23 protein-coding genes and 3 pseudogenes are annotated in these 26,224 nt (G+C 45.9%); 18 read left to right on the top strand and 8 right to left on the bottom strand.

The annotated features are described in order from the left end of the window. Positions 1 to 155 precede the first annotated feature (155 nt). Together ACGF49_RS01845 and ACGF49_RS01840 are read left to right on the top strand one after the other, a co-directional pair. Positions 156 to 728 (top strand): serine acetyltransferase, encoded by a 573-nt coding sequence (locus ACGF49_RS01845; RefSeq protein WP_387489214.1) that lies wholly within the window; start codon positions 156 to 158, stop codon positions 726 to 728. Between the two features lie 143 nt (positions 729 to 871). Further along, on the top strand, positions 872 to 1,675 hold the full coding sequence (locus ACGF49_RS01840) for a hypothetical protein (RefSeq protein ID WP_387489212.1): 804 nt from the start codon (positions 872 to 874) through the stop codon (positions 1,673 to 1,675). Positions 1,676 to 2,091: 416 nt separating this feature from the next. Here ACGF49_RS01840 and ACGF49_RS01835 read toward each other — a convergent pair whose 3' ends face one another. After that, on the bottom strand, positions 2,092 to 2,226 hold the full coding sequence (locus ACGF49_RS01835) for a hypothetical protein (RefSeq protein ID WP_350388510.1): 135 nt from the start codon (positions 2,224 to 2,226) through the stop codon (positions 2,092 to 2,094). A 686-nt stretch (positions 2,227 to 2,912) separates the two neighbouring features. Here ACGF49_RS01835 and ACGF49_RS01830 point away from each other — a divergent pair. Further along, positions 2,913 to 4,388 (top strand): 3'-5' exonuclease, encoded by a 1,476-nt coding sequence (locus tag ACGF49_RS01830; RefSeq protein WP_387489209.1) that lies wholly within the window; start codon positions 2,913 to 2,915, stop codon positions 4,386 to 4,388. Positions 4,389 to 4,627: 239 nt separating this feature from the next. On the opposite strand, the gene ACGF49_RS01825 is transcribed toward ACGF49_RS01830, so the two are convergent. Then, complete coding sequence (locus tag ACGF49_RS01825; RefSeq protein ID WP_387489206.1) at positions 4,628 to 4,867, bottom strand: DUF29 family protein; 240 nt, start codon at positions 4,865 to 4,867, stop codon at positions 4,628 to 4,630. Between the two features lie 144 nt (positions 4,868 to 5,011). On the opposite strand from ACGF49_RS01825, the pseudogene ACGF49_RS01820 reads away from it, so the two are divergent. Further along, a pseudogene (locus ACGF49_RS01820) lies at positions 5,012 to 5,448 on the top strand (transposase domain-containing protein); the annotation flags it as partial. Between the two features lie 84 nt (positions 5,449 to 5,532). Here ACGF49_RS01820 and ACGF49_RS01815 read toward each other — a convergent pair. After that, positions 5,533 to 6,299: pseudogene (locus ACGF49_RS01815) on the bottom strand (DNA-methyltransferase). A 260-nt stretch (positions 6,300 to 6,559) separates the two neighbouring features. On the opposite strand from ACGF49_RS01815, the pseudogene ACGF49_RS01810 reads away from it, so the two are divergent. The 4 genes and pseudogenes from ACGF49_RS01810 to ACGF49_RS01795 form a co-directional block, all read left to right on the top strand. Further along, positions 6,560 to 7,315 (top strand): annotated as a pseudogene (locus ACGF49_RS01810) (Tn3 family transposase); the annotation flags it as partial. 376 nt (positions 7,316 to 7,691) lie between these two features. Continuing rightward, entirely contained in the window at positions 7,692 to 8,567 is an 876-nt protein-coding gene (locus ACGF49_RS01805; protein ID WP_387489203.1) for a DNA replication terminus site-binding protein, read from the top strand. A gap of 45 nt (positions 8,568 to 8,612) precedes the next feature. Beyond that, complete coding sequence (locus ACGF49_RS01800; protein ID WP_387489200.1) at positions 8,613 to 9,620, top strand: DNA-binding protein; 1,008 nt, start codon at positions 8,613 to 8,615, stop codon at positions 9,618 to 9,620. A gap of 286 nt (positions 9,621 to 9,906) precedes the next feature. Next, positions 9,907 to 11,418: a UvrD-helicase domain-containing protein gene (locus ACGF49_RS01795; protein WP_387489198.1), complete on the top strand. Its 1,512-nt coding sequence runs from the start codon at positions 9,907 to 9,909 to the stop codon at positions 11,416 to 11,418. A 98-nt stretch (positions 11,419 to 11,516) separates the two neighbouring features. Here ACGF49_RS01795 and tnpA read toward each other — a convergent pair whose 3' ends face one another. Next, positions 11,517 to 11,954 (bottom strand): IS200/IS605 family transposase, encoded by a 438-nt coding sequence (tnpA, locus tag ACGF49_RS01790; protein WP_217471759.1) that lies wholly within the window; start codon positions 11,952 to 11,954, stop codon positions 11,517 to 11,519. A 220-nt stretch (positions 11,955 to 12,174) separates the two neighbouring features. On the opposite strand from tnpA, the gene traF reads away from it, so the two are divergent. The 3 genes from traF to ACGF49_RS01775 are packed head-to-tail and all read left to right on the top strand — an operon-like array spanning position 12,175 to position 18,250. Continuing rightward, on the top strand, positions 12,175 to 13,191 hold the full coding sequence (gene traF, locus ACGF49_RS01785; RefSeq protein WP_387489195.1) for a conjugal transfer protein TraF: 1,017 nt from the start codon (positions 12,175 to 12,177) through the stop codon (positions 13,189 to 13,191). A gap of 1 nt (position 13,192) precedes the next feature. Then, entirely contained in the window at positions 13,193 to 14,626 is a 1,434-nt protein-coding gene (locus tag ACGF49_RS01780; RefSeq protein WP_387489192.1) for a conjugal transfer protein TraH, read from the top strand. 12 nt (positions 14,627 to 14,638) lie between these two features. Continuing rightward, positions 14,639 to 18,250 (top strand): conjugal transfer protein TraG N-terminal domain-containing protein, encoded by a 3,612-nt coding sequence (locus ACGF49_RS01775; protein ID WP_387489189.1) that lies wholly within the window; start codon positions 14,639 to 14,641, stop codon positions 18,248 to 18,250. A 36-nt stretch (positions 18,251 to 18,286) separates the two neighbouring features. On the opposite strand, the gene ACGF49_RS01770 is transcribed toward ACGF49_RS01775, so the two are convergent. Continuing rightward, positions 18,287 to 18,649 carry a hypothetical protein gene (locus ACGF49_RS01770; RefSeq protein ID WP_036813031.1) on the bottom strand — a complete coding sequence of 121 codons (363 nt, stop codon included), beginning with the start codon at positions 18,647 to 18,649 and terminating at the stop codon, positions 18,287 to 18,289. A gap of 719 nt (positions 18,650 to 19,368) precedes the next feature. On the opposite strand from ACGF49_RS01770, the gene ACGF49_RS01765 reads away from it, so the two are divergent. From ACGF49_RS01765 to ACGF49_RS01750, 4 genes are read left to right on the top strand one after another with little or no spacing between them, the layout of a single operon-like run. Beyond that, complete coding sequence (locus ACGF49_RS01765) at positions 19,369 to 19,641, top strand: transcriptional regulator (RefSeq protein WP_387489186.1); 273 nt, start codon at positions 19,369 to 19,371, stop codon at positions 19,639 to 19,641. Then, the gene (locus tag ACGF49_RS01760; RefSeq protein ID WP_387489184.1) at positions 19,641 to 20,174 is read left to right on the top strand and encodes a transglycosylase SLT domain-containing protein; all 534 of its coding nucleotides are present in this window, start codon (positions 19,641 to 19,643) and stop codon (positions 20,172 to 20,174) included. The genes ACGF49_RS01765 and ACGF49_RS01760 overlap by 1 nt, the downstream gene beginning before the upstream one ends. A gap of 8 nt (positions 20,175 to 20,182) precedes the next feature. Beyond that, positions 20,183 to 20,791 (top strand): flagellar transcriptional regulator FlhD, encoded by a 609-nt coding sequence (locus ACGF49_RS01755; RefSeq protein ID WP_036813036.1) that lies wholly within the window; start codon positions 20,183 to 20,185, stop codon positions 20,789 to 20,791. Continuing rightward, entirely contained in the window at positions 20,788 to 21,339 is a 552-nt protein-coding gene (locus tag ACGF49_RS01750; RefSeq protein WP_036813039.1) for a FlhC family transcriptional regulator, read from the top strand. The genes ACGF49_RS01755 and ACGF49_RS01750 overlap by 4 nt, the downstream gene beginning before the upstream one ends. A gap of 59 nt (positions 21,340 to 21,398) precedes the next feature. Here ACGF49_RS01750 and ACGF49_RS01745 read toward each other — a convergent pair whose 3' ends face one another. From ACGF49_RS01745 to ACGF49_RS01735, 3 genes are read right to left on the bottom strand one after another with little or no spacing between them, the layout of a single operon-like run. After that, positions 21,399 to 21,818, bottom strand: coding sequence for an H-NS family nucleoid-associated regulatory protein (locus ACGF49_RS01745; protein ID WP_036813041.1), 420 nt, complete (start codon positions 21,816 to 21,818; stop codon positions 21,399 to 21,401). Between the two features lies 1 nt (position 21,819). Next, positions 21,820 to 22,113, bottom strand: a complete 294-nt coding sequence (locus tag ACGF49_RS01740) for a hypothetical protein (protein ID WP_036813044.1) — start codon at positions 22,111 to 22,113, stop codon at positions 21,820 to 21,822. Between the two features lie 16 nt (positions 22,114 to 22,129). Then, on the bottom strand, positions 22,130 to 23,113 hold the full coding sequence (locus tag ACGF49_RS01735) for a ParM/StbA family protein (RefSeq protein WP_036813047.1): 984 nt from the start codon (positions 23,111 to 23,113) through the stop codon (positions 22,130 to 22,132). Between the two features lie 498 nt (positions 23,114 to 23,611). On the opposite strand from ACGF49_RS01735, the gene mobI reads away from it, so the two are divergent. Genes mobI through ACGF49_RS01720 form a run of 3 tightly spaced genes read left to right on the top strand, consistent with a single transcriptional unit; the run spans position 23,612 to position 25,516 of the window. After that, positions 23,612 to 24,139, top strand: a complete 528-nt coding sequence (gene mobI / locus ACGF49_RS01730; RefSeq protein WP_387489178.1) for a conjugative transfer protein MobI(A/C) — start codon at positions 23,612 to 23,614, stop codon at positions 24,137 to 24,139. Between the two features lie 4 nt (positions 24,140 to 24,143). Next, positions 24,144 to 24,431 carry a hypothetical protein gene (locus ACGF49_RS01725; RefSeq protein ID WP_036813050.1) on the top strand — a complete coding sequence of 96 codons (288 nt, stop codon included), beginning with the start codon at positions 24,144 to 24,146 and terminating at the stop codon, positions 24,429 to 24,431. Positions 24,432 to 24,451: 20 nt separating this feature from the next. Next, a complete protein-coding gene (locus tag ACGF49_RS01720; protein ID WP_387489175.1) occupies positions 24,452 to 25,516 on the top strand; it encodes a plasmid replication protein in 1,065 nt (354 codons plus the stop codon). Positions 25,517 to 26,224: the final 708 nt, after the last annotated feature.

The following is a 26,224-nucleotide window of genomic DNA, read 5'->3' as shown; positions in this document are numbered from 1 at the left end:
GCATAGAAATTATATGATAGCTAGCCTGTATTTTGTGAGCACCAATCCACATATTCTACGTTTGCCAAACTAATCTATTTGGCTGAATTTGACATTTTTAATATAATTCACCTGAAAAATGATACAACTAGTCAATACAAAGTATTAACAGAAAAATGAACAAAATATCACCACAAAAAGAAGAGCTAAACCATTTAAAGGCATGTTTACTCAGTGAAGTTATCTGTTCACGAACATCATTTTCATGGCCCAAAGCAGTCCATCGAGCCCTTAAATGTCCAGATCGCAGGTTCTATTTCTGGTGGAGAATTGCTAATTATTTATACAGGACAAATAAAGCCAAGAAAATCTCTATTCATATAAATAGAAATCTAAGGAATAAATATGGATGTGATTTAGGATTAGGGTCCTATATAGGGAAAATTTTTCGTATATCTCATTATGTTGGCATTGTTATTTCTCGCACATTCATTATCGGTGATAATTTTCATATCTTACAAAATACAACCATTGGCGTTCTTAATGAAGATGTTGATGGAACAATAAGGATAGGCAATAATGTAAAAATAGGTGCAAATTGTTGTATTATAAGTGACAATATAACAATTGGGGATAATGTCTACATCGGTGCAATGTCATTTATTAATAAAGATATCCCTGCTAATTGCATTGTATATACTCCTAAATCTCGAAATGAGATAAAGATAAAAACAGTAAAAAACAATTAACCAAATGTTACACCTTAAAATAAAAATGGAATTACAATATGTTTTTTAAATACAAATATCTCTTAAAATTAGGCTTGCTCTGTAAGCAGAATATAACAAAATCAATATACAGAAATATAGCCAGCAAAAGAATGAAACACAACATGAACTTTTGGCCTCACATAAAGATTTCAAGAAACATTAATGGTAAAATCAACTCAGTTTCGTTCAATAAGAAAAATATAAGCATCAATGAATTCCCCAAAGAATCAGAAAAACCATTAATCATTATTGCATCTGGACCGTCAGTATCTACTATCAAAACAGATTTTTTTGATGATACTAAGTTTGATATTATGGGCGTTAACGGTTCGTATGAACTATCACCAAAGGTGAAATTCAAATATCATGTTATAATTGACAGAACATTCATTCTAAATAGGAAAAATATTGTTTTAAATATACTAAAAAACAATGAATTAATACTCTTCACAACAATGGATTGCCTCAACGACATCTTAATTCATTATGGTTATCTTGAATTGAAATGTAAGGTAATTATTATTGAGAATATTGATCAACCAGTTTATAAAGAGGAAAAAGAACTTTCTGAGATAAAGAGTGATAAAATAATAATACAAAATGGTGTAGCATTCTCATTGAACTTAGATCTTGGATTTTATAATGGAACAACAGTTGCATATTCTGCTCTGCAAATAGCATTATTCTTGGGCTATAAAAAAATATATTTCGCAGGTTTAGACATGAACAATTTTTCAAAACCAAGATTTTATGAAACTCAAAATGACAAACTCGATACCAAATTAAATAATAACTTACACGATTTCATCATTCCTTGTTTCAACTTAGCTCATGAAATAGCAATAAATAGAGGAGTTAAAATTTATAATCTATCGAAAAATAGCGCTATAAATTCATTCGAAAAGTTGGATTATAGGGAAATTTAAGTAATTAAATTTCTGATAAAGATTTCGTATTTTCATGTAAAATACGAAAAAACTCAATTAAGGCTCAAGTTTATCTATACTCTACCTCATCCTTGAGGTAGAATATTTACCAATCTCAATATGAAGCCAATATTTCCAGTCTTATCACTCGATAGAAATTCCTTGCTTTTATAACTCTAAACCACACCTAGAACTTTAAGAATTTAAACTGCCTGTACGGCAGTTCACCTTTGATCGCATGAATTTCATAGCCTAATAGCTTTCTAAGCTGCTGTGCGGCAGCGCACTCTCAACTAACGAGTAATCTCAGTAGTTAATTTTCTAAGTTGTCTGTGCAGAGCCGTGAGCATCTTTATTCTCAGGTTGTGAGACACTTGAAGAGGATTTTTAGTAGTACATTAACGGTAAAATTTCTTTCAAACCAAGTCAACAAAGATTCCCTCAAATTTCCCCATTATACTCGCCCAATTCGCAGCAAAACGTGGACGAATAGCAAAACACTGTAAACGAACTGTCGACGGCAAAGAAGCACGTTCACGCCTGAGCATCATCAACCATTCTTTAGCTATACCACTTTCAACGGCGCATACTTCAAAGACTGGAACGAAGTGAATTCACACCTGCCACAATCGCAATATTACGTAACACCAAGGCATCAAGATAATTAAAATAGGGTTAAGAAAAAGACTTCCGTTCGAAGGAGAGAAGAGATCAGACGAACGGGACACATTCCCGTCGCCTGAAGGTCTCAGCCGGTATGCAAGCCGCTAATCCCACGCGATTGTCAACCAAACACTGGCAAAAGGCAAGGGATATGCGTGTTCTGACAAACCACGATTTTCGTTGAATTAATAAAGGTAAAATGAGAATCTCTGAGAGAAAGAGAAGTTGAGCGATGATGTTTAAGAAAACCATTACTCAATGAGCCGTTGATACCAATGGGGATAAAATTGTTGGCAAAAATCGGAGATTTCACACCGGTACAATTTCCTTAATTCTTTGACAACAGCTGTATTGTATTATCAGTTCCACCTTATTACGGCATCGCAATCACTTCAATTACATCATCATGTCCCGAATTTAATTCTCAGTGATTGCTCAGAAACCCATCCTATTTAAGCACACTGTGATTTATAAAGTACTCATAAGCAAAGGACCGCAAACTGTAGTCTTTTTTACCCCTACAGAGTTGCCTGTGAAGGTATCATTTGTCCTTCCGTTCAAAAAAGGTACTCCCATGCCAGCTACTGATGAACAGCAGATTATTATTAACTATAAGGCTACCCCGGGAAGCATGGTTTGTGTGCAGGCTTATGCCGGTTCCGGTAAAACTTATACGTTAAAATCCTATGCTGAAGCTCATCCAGAAATGAAAATACTATATCTTGTGTTCAACAAATCTATCAGGGAAGAAGCCCAGAAAAAATTCCCTAAGAATGTGGACTGCAAAACTTCGCATGCACTGGCCGCAGCCAGATTCAAACATTACAGCTACAAGTCGAAGATCAACATAGCTGTGAAGGAATACAAGGATCTGATGGGAGAAGAGGATTGGCGAGTTGTGAAACTGGCGATTAATGGCCTCACCCACTTCATGAACTCCGCAGACTATGAAATTACCATCGCCCACGTTCTGAAGGATATTGGTGATCCCGATAAAATCCCATCTTCCCGAATTGATGCCGCATTACGGGCCGCTCGTCAGGTATGGAAACAGCAAATCGACCCTAAATCCGATGTACCCTGTACTAGCAATACCCTGTTAAAGCTCTTCCAGATGTCAAACCCATCTTTGGATCAAGTCTATGACACGATATTGTTTGACGAAGCTCAGGATGCAAACCCTGTAACACTCAATATTGTCCTGAATAATAAATGCAGCAAAATCTTTGGTGGTGATGTTCACCAGGCGATTAACCGATGGCGTGGGGCAGAAAACGCTTTAGGTATCGTTGAAGAGAAAGGCGCTACGGTAATGCGCCTGACAAAATCTTTCCGATTCGGGCCAATGGTCGCAGCATTGGCGAATATTGTGCTTTCAATGAAAGGTGAGATCCATCCTCTAGTCGGTCTTGGCCCTTTGGATGAAGTGGCGCAGCCCGAGGAAATCGCACAAAATGGATTCCATGCGGTCATATCCCGAACGTACATGGGTGTCATCCAGTCGGCCTATGAAGCAATAATTAGGGGTAAACGGGTCATGTGGAACGGTGGTATTGGCAAATACAACCTTGATGAATTGCTTGACCTCCATGCCATGAAAACCAGCAACTACCAGGCTATTAAAAACCCCCGTGTACTCAGTGATTATGGTAACTGGGTCAACTATCAGGAAATCGCTGAGACGACCAAAGATATCAACATGATTCGGGCCATACGGCTAATAGAAAGCTATGTCGATATTCCTGGCATGGTTGACACAATGCGTGCAAACGAAGCCCCAACAGAGAAGGAAGCGGATCTTATCGTCACCACTGCTCATACATCCAAAGGCATGGAATGGAATAATGTTATTATGAACAATGACTACCCCAGCATTCTGGAAGCTTTAATAATGAAAAAGCCTAAACAGGCTATTATTGATGAAATGAACCTGCTGTATGTTGCAATAACTCGAACTCAGGAATCAATCAATATCAACAATGCCCTCATGGAGCTATTAGAAGAATACAAGCAGCGGAGAGAACGAAATATTTCAATAGCTTTGCTTTAAAAATAAGTCTGGCAATTAGCTGTAATGCCAGTCAGTTAAGCTGACTGACCTTTCTTTTTATCGAGTATTTTTGTAGTTTACGCCTCACTACTCTAGGATATTTTCTGTCAGGAAGCTTTGCTGATAATTCAAACATGCTTAATGTTTCCAATAAGTGTGCATAGCGCTTTTTACTACAAAAAGTTCAAATAGCCACTTCAAAAAACGTACCAACTAAAGTCAGTACGTCACATTGAAGCTTAATCAGGATAGAACTCCTGTGAAAGGATCTGACTTATATTCCAGGCACACTCATCCGGGAACATATCCAGCCATGTTTCGTCGACAGCGGAAGAAACTGCATCAGACCAAATTTTGGCAAAACAGTTTTTGTCAGCAATATTAACTACATCGATCTCAGAGAATTTACCTGCACGCAATAATGCTGCTTGTTCATTTGCCCAAGCGACCACATCAGTTTCGTAACGGGTATGACCCATGTTGCCTCCTTTAATAAAAACCAGTTTGTACGGCAGTACACATGTGGTTAATTATATAAGATTACAAGGATAAAAAGCAGGTTATTGCGCATCAACTCCGGGTTGAAAAGCTGATATTGGACTTTGGGGGGAACCATAGATTTTATGCGCATTACTCAGGCTCTTGACCTTATTTCCTGTTACGGTGCCACACGTAATACATTGACTTTTTATAATATTTCCTTAATCCGGAACTTATTGCCGCTGCCTCGCTGAATCCGACACGGTGACATTACGCAAGCGTCTCCTACCGTTGAAAATGATGGTCTGGTGTATCGTCCCTTCATTGCACCCAGAGTTGTTATACAGGCCCACTAGAGGCAAGGAAGCGATGTCGTTTGTCGTGTATTTACTCAGACAGCACAACGATACGGCATCTGGGAAAAGGCGATCATTTGGTCCGTCTGAAAACCCAGCCCCAATCCCGTAAAAAATGGCAGGGGCTGGAGAAGGAAATGACAGCCCAGTTGCTGACGTTTACCCAGAAAGGAAAAACCTACCATCTACTAATGCCCATGACCGATGCCATGCATTATCCGGGAAATCCATGCTTATGGGTGCACTAGTTTTGCTACTAGCCGATTTGCTGGCAAGGACCATAACTCCACCAAACTAAGAAACATTAATTAAGTATTATTATCTTTTTCACTTTCTTTGTTTTTATTTTTATCTCTTATGCTTTCTACAGTCCACAATCCTCGTTTCTCCCTTTCCTTCTTAATGGTTGATGGAAAGAGAGAATTCAGTTTCCCACGAATATTAACTAAATGTTCTTTATCTTCCGTAATATTTCCAAATCGTTCTTTGATAATTACACAATCATCGATTTCAGAACCAATCCATTTACGATTTTTAATCTCCGCCATTACATAAGTTGTGCCAGAGCCACCAAATGGATCAAAAATCAAGTCCCCTTCTTTGGTCGCCATCTCAATAACTCTATCAAGAACCTTAATACTTAACTCATTAGCTCCATTTCTTTTCTTGTATTTTTTATGTCGAACTAGAGAAATGTCATACCATACGTCAGTAAGATTAATACCAAGAGGATTCATTTTGCTTTTATATCCTCCATAATCTTTAAGATCACCAAAGCATTTAGGACAAATTTGGGCAGCTAATCTATCAGGCTTGAATGTATTAGCTTTCTCTCCTTTAATAAAGTATAATGTGAAGGGTATAGGCGTCCTTGAATAGGCATATTGTTTTTCATATCAACAGCTATCCAGTGCTTAAAATTAAGCCTACCATGCAAGAAATTTGCTATCTTGCTATTCCATATAGGTAAGTTCCATAAAAACAGTGATCCCCCAGGTTTTAACATGCGAACACATTCATCCAACCATTGATGGGTCCACTTGATATACTCTTCTTCTTTTAAGTTATCATCCATTTTAGAAGGATAAAGTTTATCAAGATTAAATGGAGGATCAGCAAATATCATATCTACTGTATCACTTTGAATTTCCTTACTAACATCCAAACAATTCCCATGATATAACCTTCCATTATCGGGGTCTGACGCTCAGTGGAACTAAAACTCACGTTAAGGGATTGTGATTGAGAAAAGTTAAAGGATCCCGCAAGGATCCTTTGAAATGAGTTAAGGCTGCTCTCTCATTGCCATAATAAAATCAAGTATCTCAACGGCTGTTGGCATTGGAACAACAAACGGAAAAAATGCCTTCTCAAATCATGACCGACACGGGCGCCTACAGTGATATTATCTTCGGTCTCTTTCGTTTGTTGGGGTATCGGTTTTGCCCGCGCCTGGCGGATACAGGCGGTGCCAGATTCTGGCGCACAGATCCAAAAGCAGATTATGGTCCATTTAATTCTCTGTCCTCACATCGCCTGAATTTTGAGAAAAAAGTTGTCCCGCACTGGGATGACGTCTTACGATTGACTGCCTCACTCAAACTGGGACGTCTGAACGTTTTATCGATCATGAAAACCTTACAAACGGGCGATAGGCCAACCAGCTTGGCGCAGGCTATAGCGGAGATCGGTCGTGCAGACAAAACTATCCATATACTGACTTACCTCGATGATGAAAACAAACGACGTAAGACATTACAGCAGCTTAATCGTGGTGAAGGACGACACGCGGTAGCTAGAAATGTATTTCATGGAAAACGTGGTGAGCTGAGGCAGGCCTATCGTGAAGGGCAGGAAGATCAATTGGGTTCGTTAGGATTAGTGCTAAATATGATTGTACTGTGGAATACGATTTACATGGATGCCGCAGTACAACAACTCAGGCAAGAGGGATATCCGGTTCATGACGAAGATGTGAAGAGGTTGTCTCCACTACTATGTGAACACATTAACATGCAGGGGCGTTACACCTTTACGGTTCCAGATGCTGTCAACAGAGGTGAGTTAAGACCTTTCAATGAAGAAAATTAATCTATTGATTTATAATTAAATGGCTATTTAAATTGACCACTTAACGGCGTTCACTGTTCCATTGCTCCCGAAACCCCTGGATGGACCGCAATCTGTCTTAATCGCACATATCCAGACACCCTAAAAGCCGTCCTAAATCCACAAAGTTAGACCATCATGCAATACAGTTCCCCTCAGCCATATTTCTGGCTTACCCCGCGTTTTTCTTCTTTCTCTCTTTTTCTCAATCTAATCTCACACGCGAAGGTCAAACAGGGCACCCGCCGACGCGAAGCGGAGGCGTATTCTTGCCCCTTCCCCTCGTTGCATGATGGTCTAATACTGTCTACTATGTAACCAATGATCTGTTAGAACAAACCCACACATAGGCGGCAACATGGCTAAAAACTTCATATCGGAACAATTCTCGGCCATGTGCCGCGACTTAACGAACCTGTCCTCCCTTATCAAACGACTGCCTCCACGGTACGCAAAAGTTGCGGCCATCCCTCCTACCAGAAAAGGAATGGAGAACGAACCCGTCAACAAGATTGTCGTAACGGAACAAACAGGCCGCGAAGCTCTTGAACTGGCAGCGCACAGCTACAGAGATCTTCACATCAACCCAGACTATTCGCAGAAGTCTGCCAGGCGCACCGTGGGGGTTCTTTGGTTCTCCCCTTCTAGGATTGGTGTGGCTGACGAAATTGCGGCGACGGTTGAACGAATCAACGCGGCCAAAGCCGGTATCGAGGAGTTCATTATCTCGACGTACCCAACCAGACAAGAAAGGTTTGAAGCACTTCGAGCGGACTGCCCTGGCATTATGACTCTCCACCTTTACAGACAAATCCGGTGCTATGCCAATGGCGACATCGACTCCATCCGCTTCACCTGGCAACGGAAGGACTCCTTGAAAAAGCCGGTAAAAGATGAGCTTTTGCAACGTATCAGAGAGGAGCTGGAGCGATCTGGGCCAGACTATCAACTCCCCCTTGAGCAACTTATCCAGAAGATAGCCAGCACTCCGGAGCCTTATCTCCGGGAACGAAGGGAAGTAAAGGTTCAACCAGTGGCAAACGTCATGGCCGCTGGCGTACTCAAGACCGTTACCGCGCCAATGCCCCTAATCGTTCTCCAGGATAAGGAGGTTCAGCTCAAGTTACTTCGTAGCTTCGACGCCTCAGAACAACGCAAAACGCGATCTGATAAAGCGGCATCTGAAATCCTTGGCACCTTCGGTGGAATCACCATCGAATCCTTCCCTGAGTGAACTGACGTGACCACGTAACAAAGCTCTTCCCCCACGGGAAGGGCTTTGGCTTTGTTTTACCCAAACAATTTCAATCGTAAGCGCCCTACGGTCATCGCTGTCAGAGACCTTATTGGCAAAGGGAGCTTCACCACCGTTTCAACGTATCTCAAGCAGTGGTCAGAGGAGCACTCTCTCGATGAGGAACCGGTAGAAGTAGTCCTGCCTGAATCAGTTATGAGTGATGCCGAGCTCTTCCTACGGAAGATCTACACGGTAGCTAAAGCGAGCGCTGATGAGCAACTTGAACGCGAGCGTGAGCTACTGCGCCAGAAAGAACTAGAGTACCAGGAAGACATGCAGCAAGCCGTGGACATGGCAAATAATGCCACAGAACGTGCTGAACTATTGGAAGAACAACTTGAAGCGCTCACCAACACAAAAGCTGAACTCGATACAGCCCTTAGCAAGTCCGAAAACTCGCTATCCCTCAAGTCTGCGGAGCTAGAACGCTCGCTGATCGACATTGATAAGCTGGAAAAACGGATCGTTGAATTGGAAAGGAGGTTGGAAGCGAAAGCCGCTGATCTAACCCGAGCACATGATCGCCTAGAACAATCTGAAAGCGAAAATCGCTCTTTGAGCCAAAAATTGGCAACTACAGAGGGTGAGTTGCAGGTGCAAAAAGGCAAAAGTATAGAGCAGACAGAAAAGCTCCGGGCAGCTCAAGAGCAGAATACATCTTTAAAAGAGCAGCTCGAAAACATACAGGCCAAATTGGCCCTATCACAGGACTCCCTTGCCACAGCCAAAGCTCATGGCGAATCCTCTGGACGAGAGTGCGAGCGCCTATCTGGAGAGGTCACAAAGCTGGAAACAAAACTATCCAGCGCCGAAGCAGAAGCACGCGCTCTTGTTCAAGACAAAGGAATGATGGCTGGTCAGTTGCAGGAAAAAGACCAGCAGGCCAAAAGCCTTGAACAAAGACTCAATGATGCGCTGACCAAAATTTCAGGGTTGGAGCAAGAGCTCTTTAAAGCTGGCAAGGGAGGGAAAAAGAAAGAGGAAAACTGATGGCACGAAAGGCTAAGTATTCAGAAGAGTGGCGAAACAGAGCAGCAGCTCTTCAAGCAAAGATAGAGGATGCTATGGTATTAGCGTCCTCATCTATTGGCGACTATGGATGGTTACAACGACTGTATCTCTGGGTTATGGACGTGGCCCAGGGCACTGCCCCAGACTGGTGGACAGACTTTGATTGTGAAGTGTCCATCCCCCGAGAAGAAAAGCGAGTCAGCATGTTCCTCGCAACACAAAGGAAGCGCATCACTCTCCAGATGTGCTTGGCGTAGGAGGCCTCATGAAACAATTACCTCCTGACACGCCTGAACAATCACTGATAACTCAGTATAAAGGGCCTCGCCTTGTCGTTAAGGCCTACGCTGGCACGGGTAAAACTACCACGCTGGTGAAATACGCCCACAACAACCCTGATTCCCGTATTCTCTACTTGGCATACAATCGTGCCATCCGCGACGAGGCAAGAGAAAAGTTTCCGGCAAACGTGGATTGCAAAACATCCCACCAGCTCGCCTATGCCACTATAGGGAGGGGCTACCAGCATAAACTCACCGGAAACCTAAGGCTTACTGATATTGCCCAGGCAGTGAATACCAAGAACTGGACTTTTGCCAAAGACATCCTTGATACGCTCAACGCCTTCATGTGCAGTGCAGACATGCTTATTCTTTATACACACTTTGCTCGCGCCGACACGGGGAAAGTGCTGACATCCAAACAAGAGCGATACCAAATCCAAGTGGTTGAAGGTGCCGAGCTGATATGGAAGCGGATGACCAACGTTCAAGATCCGTTCCCGACAGTACACGACTGCTACCTCAAACAGTATCAGCTAGGAATGCCAAATCTGTCCCGACGGTACACCACCATACTTTTTGATGAAGCCCAAGACGCCAACCCCGTTACAAGCAGCATCGTCTTACAACAGAACTGCAAGGTTATCCTGGTTGGAGACCGCCACCAGCAAATCTATCGGTTCAGAGGTGCAAACAACGCTCTTGACAGCAAAGAGCTCATGAACGCCGATCAATTATATCTCACCCATAGTTTCCGCTTTGGCCCCAACGTCTCGCTGGTGGCAAACGCCCTTCTTGAACTCAAAGGCGAAACACGCCCCGTTGTTGGACGAGGACCAGCGGATCAGGTAGTCATGTTTTTACCAGGTGATGTGGGTCATCGCGCAATACTTCACCGAACCGTCATGGGGGTCATTGAGACGGCGCTATCTGCGACCGAATCCGGGGCTCAAGTTTTCTGGGTAGGTGGAATTGACGCTTACCAGATCAATGAACTCCAGGATCTGTACTGGTTCTCGATGGCTGAGCCTGACCGGGTAAAAAATAAGAAGCTACTTGACGAGTATGAGGACTACTTCGAGTATCAGGAAGTGGCGAAGGCGACCAAGGACCCTGAAATGATGAGGGCCGTCAAGATCATCAACAGCTACGATGAAATCCCTGAACGACTCACCACTCTGCGACGTAATACTGTCAAAGAAGAGTTTGGGGCCGACATTACGGTTTCAACTGCCCATCGGTGCAAGGGACTGGAATGGGACTTTGTGCAGCTATATGACGATTTTCCGGATGTATTAGACCCTGAACTCGACCCAATGGCTCGTGATGATGAAATAAATCTGCTCTACGTAGCCTCTACCAGGGCAATGCGTATCCTCGCCTTGAACAGTGCTGTAGAGATGGTTATCCGCTACATTACCCAAAAGCGCTTAGTCGAGAAGCAGATAAAGATGGCCGCCGAGGCCAAAGATGTTGAAGAGGACACGTCCAAGTAGTTTGGTTAATTCTTTCACATGTGAAAGTTGACAGTAAAAGACCACCTCCCTAGGAGGTGGCTTTACATTGGGCCCCCTAAAAGGGGGCTATATCCGAGTTAATCCTGTAACAACTCCATTTGTTGGTCAAACTCTTGGTCCTTTTTATCCTGATGCCTTACATACCGTCTGATTATTTCTTCGTTTACGCCTACTGTATCCGCAAAATAACCCCTCGCCCAAAAATGATTCCCCCACAACTTCTTACGTATATGCGGAAACTTATTATAAAGCCTTATTGCACTACGCCCTTTCAGGACTCCCATTAACGTCGATATCGATAATTTCCGCGGGATCATCACAACCAAGTGAACATGATCCGGTTGAATATTTAACTCCAATACCTCACAATCTTTCATGTTGCAAAGTATATAAATTGATCTATAAAGCTCCTTGCCTATTTTATCCCGAAGTATCTTAAATCGATACTTCGGGGTCCAGACCAAGTGATATTTGCAACGCCAAAATACATGTGATGAACTTCTATAGAGACCCATGATGGTGATTTCCTTCTTACTTGTGGTGAGTAAGTGGATATATTCCAACATGGGTTTCCTTCAGGCTAGAGCCTCACAGGGACAATCACCACCTCCCTAGGAGGTGGTTTAAGGATGACAATAAAACGCTCTAAGCGCCCTAAATGGGCGCTTACACCTGCCTAATTTCACGCCTCCCACCTCTACCATATCGAACATGGGAAAATACGTGCGTGAGACTATGAAAAAATCACCTTTGAACTTACTGCTCCTAGCAGCGCTCACGCTGGGAGCATCACATCAGGCCTGGGCTCAAGATGGAACGAGATCAGGTTTCTATGAGCGAAAAGAAGAGGGCTGGTTCTGGTACAAAGAAGAGCCAAAAGAACCAGAGAAAAAACCTGAAAAACCTAAGCCGAAGCCGGTGGCAGAAGCCAAGCCAGTTCCTACGAAGCCTACCGATCCGCAACCAAGCGCTCCGGAAATGTTTTCGGCTGAATGGTTCCGAGAGAACTTACCCAAGTACAAAGATTTGGCTTGGAACGACCCGACAGTTGAAAACGTCAGGACGTTCCTCTACTTGCAGCGATTTGCGATAGATCGTTCGGAACAATTCTCCGACGCAACCGAGCTGGCCGTTGTCGGTGATCCTTTTTTGGATGAAATCACCAGACGCCCTGCGGCCACATTTGCTTCGCAGCAAGTGGACCGAGATGCTGGCAACGCTAAAAATATGCTGCTCAAAAGTGTTGCCGACCGCGTGGGGATATTTTTCTTCTACAAATCGGACGACGACTACAGCGACTTGCAAGCACCGCTCATCAAGATGCTGGAACAGGGAGAAGGCTTTTCGATCATTCCTGTCTCGATGGATGGCAAGCCGCTCCCCAGCGGCCTTTTCCCTCATTACAAAACCGATGAAGGCCATGCCAAACAACTTGGCATCGTGACTTTCCCTGCTGTTTACCTCGCATCCCCAGACGGTGAGTTTGCACCTATAGGACAAGGACCAATGTCTCTTCCAGAGCTCAACCACAGGATCTTGGTAGCAGCAAAACGGAACGGTTGGGTAACTGACGAAGAGTTCAATCGCACACGTCCGGTGCTCAACCTCGAAAACAACATAGCCGAACGCTTGGCCTCACCAGAGCTGGGCTCAGACCTCAAACAGCTATCACAAGCGAGCGGAGACAAAAACAACTTTGTACCACCGGAGCAACTTATGAAGTACATCCGGGACAAATTACAGGAGAACTAAGATGGTCACGCACAAGACAGTAAAAAGGAGCCTGCTTGCCCTGAGTGTGGCTGCCAGCCTCTTCATGGCTCCAACAGAGGCAATAGCCGCAAACGGCCTCCAGTCTCAGATGGACAAGCTGTTCAACGAAATGAGCAATGCAACACCTCCTGGTGTTTATGAAAGCCAACGGCGTGGTGTCTTAGCTGGTGGTAGATTCACTGCCAAAACCCGCATCTTTGATGAGAACCTGGTCAGCTTTGCCCCTCCATCATGGAAAGCCGGTTGTGGTGGTGTTGATCTGTTCGGTGGGTCACTTTCCTTTATTAATGCCGACCAAATTGTCCAGCTCCTTCGCGCCGTAGCAGCCAACGCCAAAGGTTATGCCTTCCAACTTGCACTGGATAACGTTTTTCCGGATGGGGCTAAATGGATAGAAAACTTCCAGAAGAAGGTCCAGGCACTCAATCAACATCTGGGAAATTCCTGTCAGCTCGCTCAAGGGATCGTTAACGACCTGACCAGCAGCATGGACGTTAAACACAAAACTGACGCCTCTATCACCGCTACGACTTCCGGCCTCTATGAAGACTTTTTCGGGTCCAAGCAGGAAACCAGCGGTAAGAGCCCGTTGGAGGAACTGAAAGCCAACAAGCCGGATGAATACAACAAGATGATTGGCAACATTGTCTGGAAGCAACTAAAGAGCAACAACGCCAACACTTGGTTCCAGTACGGGGATAACACCCTGCTTGAAGCGATCATGTCTTTAACCGGCACAGTAATCATTGGTGATCTGGTAAACGACCCCAACTCAACCGGCTCGGGTGCGAAAACGACACCACTGACAACTCTGCCAGGCAACAAGATCACCTTATCAGACCTTATTTCAGGAGGTTCCGTTGAAATCTATTCCTGTGATGGTGATACGACCAACTGTTTGAGTGCAGGGACAACCAATAAAACTGTAGTGCTTAAAGGGATCAAGAACCAGATCACCGACATGCTGCTGGGCACCAGTTCTACGCCGGGTGTTATCTACAAATACGCAACGAACTCTGGAACCTTAACCGACCCAGAAAAAGCCTTTGTTTCTAACCTCCCTGGCGGGATAGGCACCATTGTTCGTAATTTGTCTGTTCTTTCACAAGACGGCGCCAGCCTGTTCGCCACCGAGTCGTCAGGCGCAATAGCCCTAACGATGATGTATAGCTTCTCGGAGGAGTTCTTCCGTGCAGCTCGTATTGCGATGGCTAACAGCAAGTCACCCTATAAGAAAGAGGCTCTGGAGCTGTTGGCGCAATCACAACAGCAGATCCGCGCTGAATACACAATTCTGGCCTCTCAATACGGCGATCTTTCAAGCCAGATTGAGAAATACAACAACCTACTGGACAACATCCGCAAGCAAAAATACATGCTGGCAACTTTGTCCAATCCTCCTAGCACGAACTAAGGGGCCATTGGAATGGGAGCTTTTTCAATCTACTCTATCGGTGACTCTGCCTTTCTGGAGCAAATTCTGATTGCAGTATCAATGATCACCGGCACAGGAGACTTCGAGAAGATGGTCAATATTGGCCTCCTTCTCGGGGTCTTAATGATCTGTATTCAGTCTGTCTTTCAAGGCGCAAAGCAAATCAACTTCCAACAAGTTTTGGTTGGTTGGATTCTTTATGCCTGTTTCTTCGGCCCTACTACAACAGTGACTATCGAGGACGCTTACACTGGGCAAGTTCGGGTCGTAGCCAATGTACCTATTGGTGTCGGTTTTGCTGGTGGCGTCATATCCAACGTGGGATACACCATCACCAATTTGTTTGAAACCGGGTATGGCGTGATCGTCCCTAATGTTACGGAAAGCCATTTCTCCGAAACGTTGAAACTGCTTAACGACGTCAGAAGGCGAGCCTATGACACCGGGGTATTCACCGCTCTTAACTCAGCAAATGGCGGCGGCTACGTTGACGTGAGACGCTCTTGGAACAACTACATCAGGGAATGCACGTTGACTAAAGTCGATCTCAACCTCATGTCCCTTGATGAGTTAATGAACCGCTCGACCGATTCAGCTTTGCGTTTCAACTCGCAGCTCTACGGTACTCGGTTGTATTTGTCTACTTCAAACCCAGATGGGACAGACTACACCTGTACAGACGGATGGGTAGCAATTAGCACTGCCACTGCCAACCTGAGCAGTCCAGTTGTTGTTGATGCCCTGAACAGCTTGCTTGGCATAGACACATCAACCGGCGATAACGCCCTAACGAAGCTGACTGATTCTCTTCAAGCTATGGGAGCCACTACAACATCATCAATCGACTACCTGAAAGCCGCCGTTCTTGAGCCTCTCTATTACGAAGCCGCAGCGGGACGTTATCAGGATCTCCAGGACTATGGCTCTGCACTGATGATCAACCAAGCTATTCAGCAACGGAACACGCAATGGGCCGCAGAGCAGTCGATGTTCATGACCGTTGTCCGCCCAATGCTGACTTTCTTTGAGGGCTTCATTTACGCTATCACCCCGATCATTGCCTTTATCGTCGTGATGGGTAGCTTCGGTCTCCAGTTAGCCGGTAAATATGTACAAACCATCCTCTGGATTCAGCTATGGATGCCGGTTCTCTCGATCATCAACCTTTTTGTTCATACCGCAGCGTCTAATGAGATGTCTAGCCTCAGCGCTGGTGGTCTCAACTCCATGTACGCACTATCTTCAACCGGAGATGTGCTGCAACACTGGATAGCAACAGGCGGGATGTTGGCAGCAGCCACCCCGGTGATTTCTCTGTTCATCGTTACAGGTAGTACCTACGCTTTCACCAGTTTGGCATCGAGAATCAGTGGTTCTGACCACGTTGACGAAAAGATGCAAACTCCAGATCTACTCAAGCAAGGTCCGGTTATGCAAAGTCAGCCAGCTTACAATCACAACCAGTTCAGTGGCGCGATTGCAAACGGCGTAGAAAGCATGATCAGCACTTTCTCGCTTGGCTCCACTTTGGCGTCAGGAGTTAGTTCTGCACAGGCGTTACAAAGTCAGAAGTCTGAAGCATTCCAGAGCACTCTGGGTAGAGGTTTTTCTGATGGAGTAAGTCAGGACCAAGCCTATTCGAGACTCTCCAATGTTGGGCGCAATGTTTCGTCCCAAAACACAGCTCAGAGTCAACTGATCAACCAGCAAGCCAAGAATTTCATGGATAAGTTTCAGGTGGATGATAGCCACTCTGATGCTGTCAAAGGTGCTTTTGCGATGCAGGCTATGGGCACTCTCGATGTGGATGAAGCTGCATCCATGCTTATGCCTATGGTTGGCAAAGCCAGAGCAGCAATGAAGGCCGCTGCTGGAGTTAAATCCAGTAGTACGGCTCTTGTTCCGGCTGGTGGCGGTGGAGAATCAGGTGGTAGTGATGTCCTCGACATCAAAGCACAGGCCAAGGGAGCAACAGAGTCCTCAACTCAAGACTCTTCAAGCTGGTCAGCGAGTGATGTGTCCCAGTTTATGAAAGGTGTGAGCTACTCGCAAACCGACAGTCAAGCGTTGACGAACCAACTGGCTCAAGGTTTCAGCCATTCTGGTAGTGAATCATTTAAGCAAACATGGGGAGATAACCTGTCCCAGAACCTGTCTAAGTCGGCCTCTGAGTTGGTGTCCGCATCAGATACCTTCACTACAATGAGCCAACTCCAGAACCAAATGGGCTCTATGACTAACACCGACTTTAAAACTCTTGGTGGTGCGGTAGCGCAAACCCCTGCGGCCATGAACCAACTGAACGACTATTTCCGTAATGCCGCACCACAGTCTGTTAAAGACGAGGCGGCGTCTCTACAGCAAAGATACCAGGCTTATGGAATGTCACCTCAAGTGGCACAGGCAGCAGCGCGTATGACAGCCATGACCAACTCCAAAAACTACGAACAAGGCAAGGAACTCGGAGGGTATCAAGCCGCGCTACAAGCGATAAACACCGCATCAGGTCGTAATGGTGCGTTTAGTGGTGACGCCTACGGAAATAACGGTATTGAGGGACCGAATATTCAAGGGTTATCAGGGCAGGTTCAAGGAGCTGTTGGCAGTGGTCCCAGCATCCCAACTGGATTCCGTGAGAATGTTGCCGGTATGGCAGGAACCAATCCGGCATCAGAAGCAGGTCAGTTGCCAACAAATAGCCCTCTTGTTCAAAATGAACATACTGCTGGGACAGCAGCTCTTGACAATAAAGCGCAGCAAACAGAACGGAATGTGTCAGCCCCTGGACTTAAAAAAGCGCAGGACAATCTTATGAACTCTTTACCTGAAATGTCTTGGAGCGCTTCGGGATGGGGGGCCTGGGATAACTCCTCAGACTGGATGGGACGTAGAGCTGAGCAAGCTGGTGGAGCTCTTATCGCCGGAGGTCAAGCTGGCGCTGACGTCTTTTCTAAAGCAATGGATCAAATGAGAACAATGACACCTGAGCAACGCGACCAGTTCATCGCGGCAACTCAACGAGGAGACCAAGCTGTTCAAGAAGAGTTCGGTTGGGCCGGTGACGCGATGGTTGGCATGGCTAAACTAGGTCGTAACGTCATGGGCGCCGCTGCAAGCGGTTACGATGCAGCTAAAGAATGGCTAACTGGGAAATCTGACCTATCGGAAGCAGCTAAAGGTATGAGCCTTGAGGAGCGCGGAGCGTTCTATGCAGCAGCTCTATCTTCTGCCGCAGAGGCCGGTGGTGGAGCAGCACAACAGTTCATGAACCAGTACGGTGATGAGTTTAAAGAGACGATGCAATCTATCGCTCAAAGCCGCTATGGGCTTACCCAAGCTCAATCCGCTGTTTATGCTGAATCGTTTGATACAAATGAAGGCCGCATGAATCAGGCTGTTCAGAACCTAAAGATGGAGTATGCAGAACGCAATCCGGATGGTTCACCAATGATGGAAGGGGGTCAGCCTATTCTTTCCCAGCAAAATGAGGAGTTTACAGACAAATTGGTAAACGTATTGCAGAACTCGACGGATGCCGGAGATCGTTCAGGGAGTTATTTAACTGCCGTGAGGGGGTACAACATAGCAAATCAGCGGTTCTAAAAAACAATCCAATAATAAGGGGGCCTCATGGCCCCCTTATTCGTCTCCAGCTCCAATATGGTATCGTTGGTCAAAGTCATAAGAATCTTGAAATCCACCAGCGTGTTTCTTCCTACGTCGAATAGGCGGTGCCTCTTTATACGCTGACCGAGCAGAGCGAATGAAGCATGATAGTCCAAACAGAATCCCGACAGCCAAAGCAACTTGCCATTGGAAGTAGGCGACTCCGCCCCAAAAAACTACAGCAGCCCAAGGACTTTTGTGAATGAAGAACAGGAAACGAGAACCCCACACAGCAAAAGGAGCAAGCGCCACACCAAGCCCCCAAGTGGTATCAGCCATCATGGCTATCCCAAGAAGAACCATCCCCAAAAGTAGAATATTGATCACATGTTTCATACCACCCCCCTCACTCATTACCTCTAGTTTACCACGGCATCAAAATATGCAACTGTGAAATTTTGACTATTTTTTGTTGAACAAGTATTCCATTGCCAATTTTTATAACTAGAATTCTCTCTGAAACTTTCACATGTGAAAGTTTTCCCCTTACGGAACACGGCATTTGTTGACAAAGCATTACATAGTTGAACATGTCAAACAGATCGCATACACTATGGAATAGGCCATTGCTAACGCTCTGGTTCCCATCTGCATCTTCGCAGAGTTTTCTTTTCCAAATATCTCATCCAGTTAACACCATCATCCTTGTGTGGTTGGGGAGTGCCTTTGCCTACCCTACCCTCCTCAGCTCTTGCTGTATTCGCAATTTCAGCCCTCGCTGTATCCCAAAAATCACTTATACCTAAACGCTATTAAATATCTCAAAATAACGCACCCGCAGTGCGCTATTTACGCCATTCCTTTGGCGCACTTTCTAATTGCCATTGCAAAAATATCCGTATCCCATTGATTACTAACAGTATTGTAACTTTGCTCCGTCGATACAAAGTTAAGTGTATGTTTTTAAAGGATTTTTATTGTTGACAGCATCATATATTGGGCTTATAAAGGCGCAAAATATGTCAGTTTGTGACAATAGAGAAACTCTAAAAGCGTTCATTGAATAACTCACTTTTTGTATGGGCAAAAACGCAGTTTAAGGGGTGGCAACAACAATGGATAAATGCCAAGTGATAGACATCCCAAGCGACCCAGAGAAAAAACGCGAATGGATCAAGTACAAACTCAAGATCCAAGGACTTTCTCTGGCCGCATTGGGCAGAAAACACAAAACATCTCGGCAGGTGGTGTCTACAGCTCTCTACAAGCCCAGCCCTCGTTGGGAGCATGAGATAGCTACAGCTTTAGGCATGAAGCCGTCTGAAATTTGGCCGGAGCGGTATGACGTAGTTCACGAGATACCACTCAGACATAAGGAGGCAAGCTAATGAAAAACACAGCCAAGGCATTGGCTCTGTCTGCGGCTTTCCTGACGTCAATAGCGAATGCTATTGACCTGAGTGGGACAGTCTTCGACAAAGCGGCGAAAGCCCACAACCTCGACCCTCTTCTGGTGTATTCAGTCGCATTGGCCGAATCCGCCTCTGGTAGAGGTGATGGAGCAATAAGTCCCTGGCCGTGGACGCTGCGCGTACCGGGACTGCCTTTCTATGCGAAGTCGGAAGACCAAGCGAAAGCTAAGCTGGTTGAATTTCAGCAGGAGTATGGTCGTGCCATTGATGTCGGTTTCATGCAAGTGAATATTCGTTGGAATGGTCACAGAGTTTCTTCACCGGCAGATCTTCTTGACCCCGAAACTAACGTCATGGTCGGGGCGGAAGTGCTGTCGGAGGCTATTAAGTCATCTCCAAATGACTTGGAGCTAGGCATTGGTCGTTATCATGCCTGGGAAGACGAAATCCGCGCCAGAAATTACGGTAGCCGAATTCTGGCTATCTATCGCAACCTTCGTGATCTGTGAGGGGCGAGATGTTGGAACTGGATATTATTGGGGCGTGGGACGTCAGAGCTGTCAACCTTGATCAAGAGCAAGCAGATAGAAATGTCTACGAGTTCGATCTGACTCTGTGGAACTTGCTATGTACTCTGGCAAAAGAACGTCCAGAGGATGCGGCCTCTCAATTTTCTTTGAGCATGGGTACTGTTCGCCAGTTGTCACTGGCGACATCCCCTCAATTAGAAGCTCTTGCCTCTGGTGTATTAATTTCTTTCAAGCTCGAAACGGCAAAGCAGAACATCATTACGAGGCTATCTGGGGCCTACGATCCGGTTGTGTTTATCAACCACAACGTCGATGAGTTTGATGCTGCTTACTGGTTGCTATTTAACCGAGTTGCCTCAAGAGACCCTGAGATGGCTAAAGAGGTATTCGGGGTTTCGAGAGAACTTGCAGAGCTAGTTGCCAAGGCAACAGACAGTCAATTGCGTCACATGTCTGGAACAACGGTGACGCACTTCTCGCTCCGTTTTGCTCCGAGCATCATTGAAGAAATACTTGATGAGAGCCGTGAAGAAGTAACTCACCCAGTTTTGAAAAAACTACAACAGTCTCTACAGGGACGTGGGAGGTGGAGATGAACATTGGCAACTCTGGAACATTGGGTCGCTGGGTCACAGCCAGGCACATGGCTCTCGCCGGATACATCACAAAAATCATCATGATCGAGACCGGCTTGACCTACAAACAGGTGCGACGGCTTTATCAGGATCTGGAGAGAGATGGATACACCTTGGAACGAAAATCCAGGACGTTCAGGGGTGGTGCGACTCTTATTCATAGTCACACATCCAAGATTCAGGCATCTCTTCTAATGCAACTCTACTTCAACATTGGTGGTGACGCTGTGTTGCGTTCAGTGAACATCAAAGCCTTAAATAAGGCTTTCAGGATGTACCACGCAATCCGCAAAGAAGTACCAGGTATGAAAGGCGCTCGATGGGCTCCGTTCGATATTACTGACGCATGGTGTCTTGCTTCGGAGCTGCGAAGTGGAGATGCAATGCTGGAGGAGTGCGATAATTGCAAATGCACGTACTTCACCTCAGTTAATCAAAGAACCTGCGTTGAATGTCCGTTCTGCAAAGAACAAGGAAGGCATGGTGGTGGGGAGAAAGAGTGTGCTTGAGTAAACTATGACATTTTCACCGAAAGATGAGCGCCTCAACCTTGCGGCGCTCATTTTTTTTACTTCTTCTGAGGTATCCGGTAGCGCTCTAACTCGACCGCACCAAGCCCCTTGAAAGCATCTGGACGACGCCCTTGACCACTCCAAGATACCCCGTCTTTTGAATATTTAGCATTATCAGGTTCTGATTTGCTTGTGAACATCTCGTTGAGAAGGCTGATGTCCACGCCGCAAGATTCCATGTCGCTCATTATCCTTTCGGCCTGAGCTCGCTTTTCTCGCTCTTCTTCTTCTCGTTTTTTGTACTCTTCCTCCAGTTCATTAAGTACACCTTTCATTCTGTCTATGATCTCCCTAACTTCATCCAGTGGGAGACCTCGCAACAGGGTTCTTATGCGGCTTTTTCGCTTTAATTCTGCGATTATTAACTCTCTACGCTCAGCCGCTGATAGCGTAGAGAACTCCTCGTGGTCTTTCATGTCATACGGAGCCCAACAGTTTTCCTTTAAGTGAATCGCGCTGAGAGTTCAGCTTATCATCCAATCGCTCCGGCTCGGGTTGAACCAATGCAGGTTGACGCTCTGAACTCTGTTGCTCAAAAGAACCAATGTTGCCAGAAAATCGAAGAGAATAAAGACCCAATAGAGCAAGGGCGCGTAGCCGATCACTACGCGCCTTATGCTGCATTTGGGACAGTTCACGATATAGCTCTGGAAAAGCCTGCTCTGATATATTCAGATTAGATATTTTTCCATCCCATTTGCTAACAGACACCGCGACCTCCTATTTATCAGCCGCAGAACCAGAAGCCCCTGGCATTGGAAGCCACAGATTCGTTCGGCAGTACAATTTTGCTCTTAGGGAAGAGTTCCTTGGCCGCATCACGGTATGCCTCAGCACCACCACCAGCAAGTAGAACTACGTCAGCATCCATCCCGTCCTCGCGCATCGACTTACGCATAGGCACCAGTGCATTTTGAGCTACTTTGGCCGATGCTTTCTTGAAGTAGTCTTGGATTGACACTTTCTCACCGTAGAGAAAAATTTCGCTTTTCCCGGCGCGGATGGCTTTCTCGATTTTCTCAATGCCAGGAGCGCCACCATGATCCTCCTGGATAAACCTATCCGTTTCCTGCAACAGTACCGACATAGCCTTGAGGCTAGTTCCCGATGAGTGGTAACGGACTTCTCCTTCTTCAAGCGCTACCCAGTCCACGGAGAAAAATCCTGGGTCAATCACTACGGTTTTCCCTCCCTGGATGATTTCGAGCAGATCTTGGTCTTTGGTTGAGCTAACAACGTCCATGTAAGCGCCAGCAGGCTGAGGCACAACAACGACAGATTTAACTGACACCGTGCGTTTTGGAGTGATCTGATGCTCACCTTCCAGTCTCGCTTTCAATGCTTCTCTGCGTTCGACTTCCATGTACTGATTTACTGGGAGGCCTGTCACCAGTACATCAATTTCCTTCTGCTCAGACATTAGGAGTGCTGCGTAAAACAGCGCTTTGTACGGATTAGTCGAAGGGTAGTCACCGTGAAGTTCGCGTTCCCATCCTTGTAGGCGCTCCGGTTCAACACCGGCAACCCATTTCTCCCCATCAATAACAACCTGAATACTGGTCCCAGCACCACCAGTTAACTGCTGTGGCATTAGATCCAGTGGGCCAGCCCCGACAGGCATAACAATAGTGCGAGCTTCCCCGCCTTTATGACCCATTACTATTTTCAGGTTGGAGTAGCCAATGTCCAAACCCAGAACAAATTGATTCATGAAATCCTCCAGAGATTGCTTTTAGATTGTTTTGCTTGTGATGGAGAGAGAATAAAGTTAAAGGCGCTACCAGATAGCCTCTGTAGTTGCCCAAAAGGGGCGTTTAGGTTGCTTTTCGATGGCTTTTTGATCGGTTGTCGAAGAAACCTATGGGAACGCTGCACGGATAGATCCAGAGCCACGGAACTCTATCTCAATCAAAAGCCGCTTTCCGTCCACCACTACAGTTTGGAGTGAAAGAGTTTTTCGGAATCTAGCATCCGTTATCCAATATATTTGGAATCTTTGGCTGAAAATTCACAACTATAAATCACACCACAGAAACGTTTAGGCAAGATTCCAGATAGATAGAGGGATATTTGACAAATTCCAAAGATGGGGTAGCCTAGTAACAAATTTAGATTCCAGTAATGGAATGATCAGCGTTAAATTCCAGATAAATAGTCATGTGGATAGGAATTGGATAGGAATTGGGAGGGTTGTGAGGTGAGTCTACCAATGGAACGATGGTTAGATCTGCTAGATCCTAAGCTCGAAGATGAACGATCCGAGATAACAGAGGATCTGCTAGAAACAGAAGGTCGTGACTTTGTTGCACAGGTACGTAGCAAACTGGATCACGCCTTAGCGGTTCTTGCTGTCGAAGCGCAGCAGGAAGCGGATATGTACTGGAGCGCACACAAATCTGCGCGTGAAGAAGCGTCAGAGGACGAACAAGGGCGCGTCGGTACAAGGGTTCGCATACTCGGCGTATCACTCGTAGCAGAGTGGTATCGCAACAGATTTGTTGAGCAAGTACCCGGCCAAAAGAAAAGGGTTCTATCGACACACATCAAGAAGGGTCGCGGACACGCTTATAGCATGTCTCATTTCAAGAAAGAGCCAGCTTGGGCACAAGAACTGATCCAGCAAGTAGAGGGCAGGTATGCTGCGTTAAGACAAAGAGCGACAGCATTAGCCAAAATCCGCAGAGCGCTCAACGAGTATGAGCGGCTTCTAAACAAGACACACAACGACGAGGTGTGACAACATGACAGCATCTGTAGCGGCTACCGAACTGGCGAAGCTGGGGAAATGTGAAGCGATGATCAGGAAAGTCGCCAACCATCCTCGCCCTGCCCTGTCAAAACGCCCACAATCGCCACAGGGGACTGATAACACTCTACGGGGTGAGTTCGCCCATTTCCGGTATGAGGCTGCTGCCCTGCGCTTCATGAACAGTGCTGCGGGGGCTAAGCGTCGCATCTACCAGCTAGTGTTTGCAGCAACGGTAGCGGCGGGAGTATTGACACTGCTGGCGGCATGGACCACCAGCTAGATAGTATCGACGGAACAATCATGAGCAAGAGAACCAAAGACAAAGACCTGGAGAAACTCGACGTAATCAAAGACTCACCACAAATGAGCCTGTTTGAGATCATTGAATCTCCGGCCAAAAAAGACGACTACTCCAACACTATCGAAATTTACGATGCGCTGCCCAAGTACATCTGGGACCAAAAGAGAGAGCACGAAGATCTTTCTAACGCTGTAGTGACGCGACAATGCACAATCAGAGGTCAGCAATTCACGGTAAAAGTGAAACCAGCCATCATCGAGAAAGATGACGGGAGAACCGTTCTGATCTATGCAGGACAGCGAGAGGAAATCCTTGAGGACGCGCTACGCAAGCTCGCGGTGAACGGCAAAGGGCACATGATCGAGGGCAAAGCTGGAGTTATGTTCACTCTGTACGAACTCCAGAAAGAACTGTCGAAGATGGGTCACGGTTACAACCTGAACGAGATCAAGGAAGCGATTCAAGTTTGTCGCGGCGCAACACTCGAATGTATCAGTAATGACGGTGAAGCCTTCATCAGCTCCAGCTTCTTCCCGATGGTAGGCTTGACCACCAGAGGTGAGTTCCGCAAGAAAGGCGGTAACGCCAGGTGCTACGTACAGTTCAATCCGCTGGTCAACGAATCGATCATGAATTTGTCGTTTCGTCAGTACAACTACAAGATCGGAATGCAAATCCGCTCCCCTCTCGCCCGGTACATCTACAAGAGAATGAGTCACTACTGGACTCAAGCATCCCCAGATTCGCCATACACCCCTTCGCTTATCAGCTTTCTGACTCAAAGCCCTCGTGAGTTAAGCCCTCGAATGCCAGAAAACGTCAGGGCAATGAAACTCGCGCTGGAGGCCCTTATCAAACAAGAGGTCATAAGCGACTACGACGCGAACCAGATTAAGGATGGCCGCAAAGTAATAGACGTGCGTTACGTCATAAGGCCTCATGAGAACTTTGTGAAGCAAGTGATGGCATCCAACAAGCGTAAGCAGCAAACAGAACAGAGAGCCATCAAGCAAGGCATGATCGACCACGACATCATTGATGAGCGCCAGCGCAAGGAGAGGTAGTCATCAGCAGCTCCTAACCCCCAGGGCTAGAACAGAGAGGCGCGTAAGCGCCTTTTTTCATGCCAGGAGAAAGCACTTGAAGCGCGGATACGTGTTAGGCCAGAAACGGCATACCTCCTATATGGGTGAGCTGCACAGATGCTGCGAACTGGAGCCCAGATACAGAGAGGGCTGGAGCTATATATGTGGGATCGTTGCACGATAATCGAAAACGAAGTGCATGTAGTGTGCAAGCGAAGCTCTGATTACGTGAGGATAGCCCACTCAGCGCTCAGTCCGTACACGTAAGACATTGATAATCAAGGGTTGAGGGTGTGGGAAACCTGCGCGTTATAAGGTTTGATATATGGGATCGTTGCACGAAAGTTAGCATAGGGCATCTTGATATGTGGGTTATCTGCACGATTGACAAAGCAGAACAAAGATTGACACCCACAAAATAACCCCAACAGCCCAAAAAGTGATCACGCGCACACAAAAATAGGCCAAAAGTTATCCACATTTCCTGTGCATAAACAGGAGTTTGATATGTGGGTACATTGCACGGTCACATGTGGGTTCGCCGCACGGTACAAAAAACGACCAGATTTTGATATGTGGGTGCATTGCACGCTAGAAGATAATATGTGGGACAACTGCACGTTTCACATCAAACATATGGGTCTATTGCACGAACGCAAGAGCGGATATATGGGAACTCTACACGAA

This window comes from Photorhabdus sp. RM96S (genome assembly GCF_042879335.1).
In the GTDB taxonomy this organism is placed as follows: Bacteria; Pseudomonadota; Gammaproteobacteria; order Enterobacterales; family Enterobacteriaceae; genus Photorhabdus; species Photorhabdus kayaii.
This window is presented reverse-complemented; position numbering and strand designations above follow the sequence as displayed.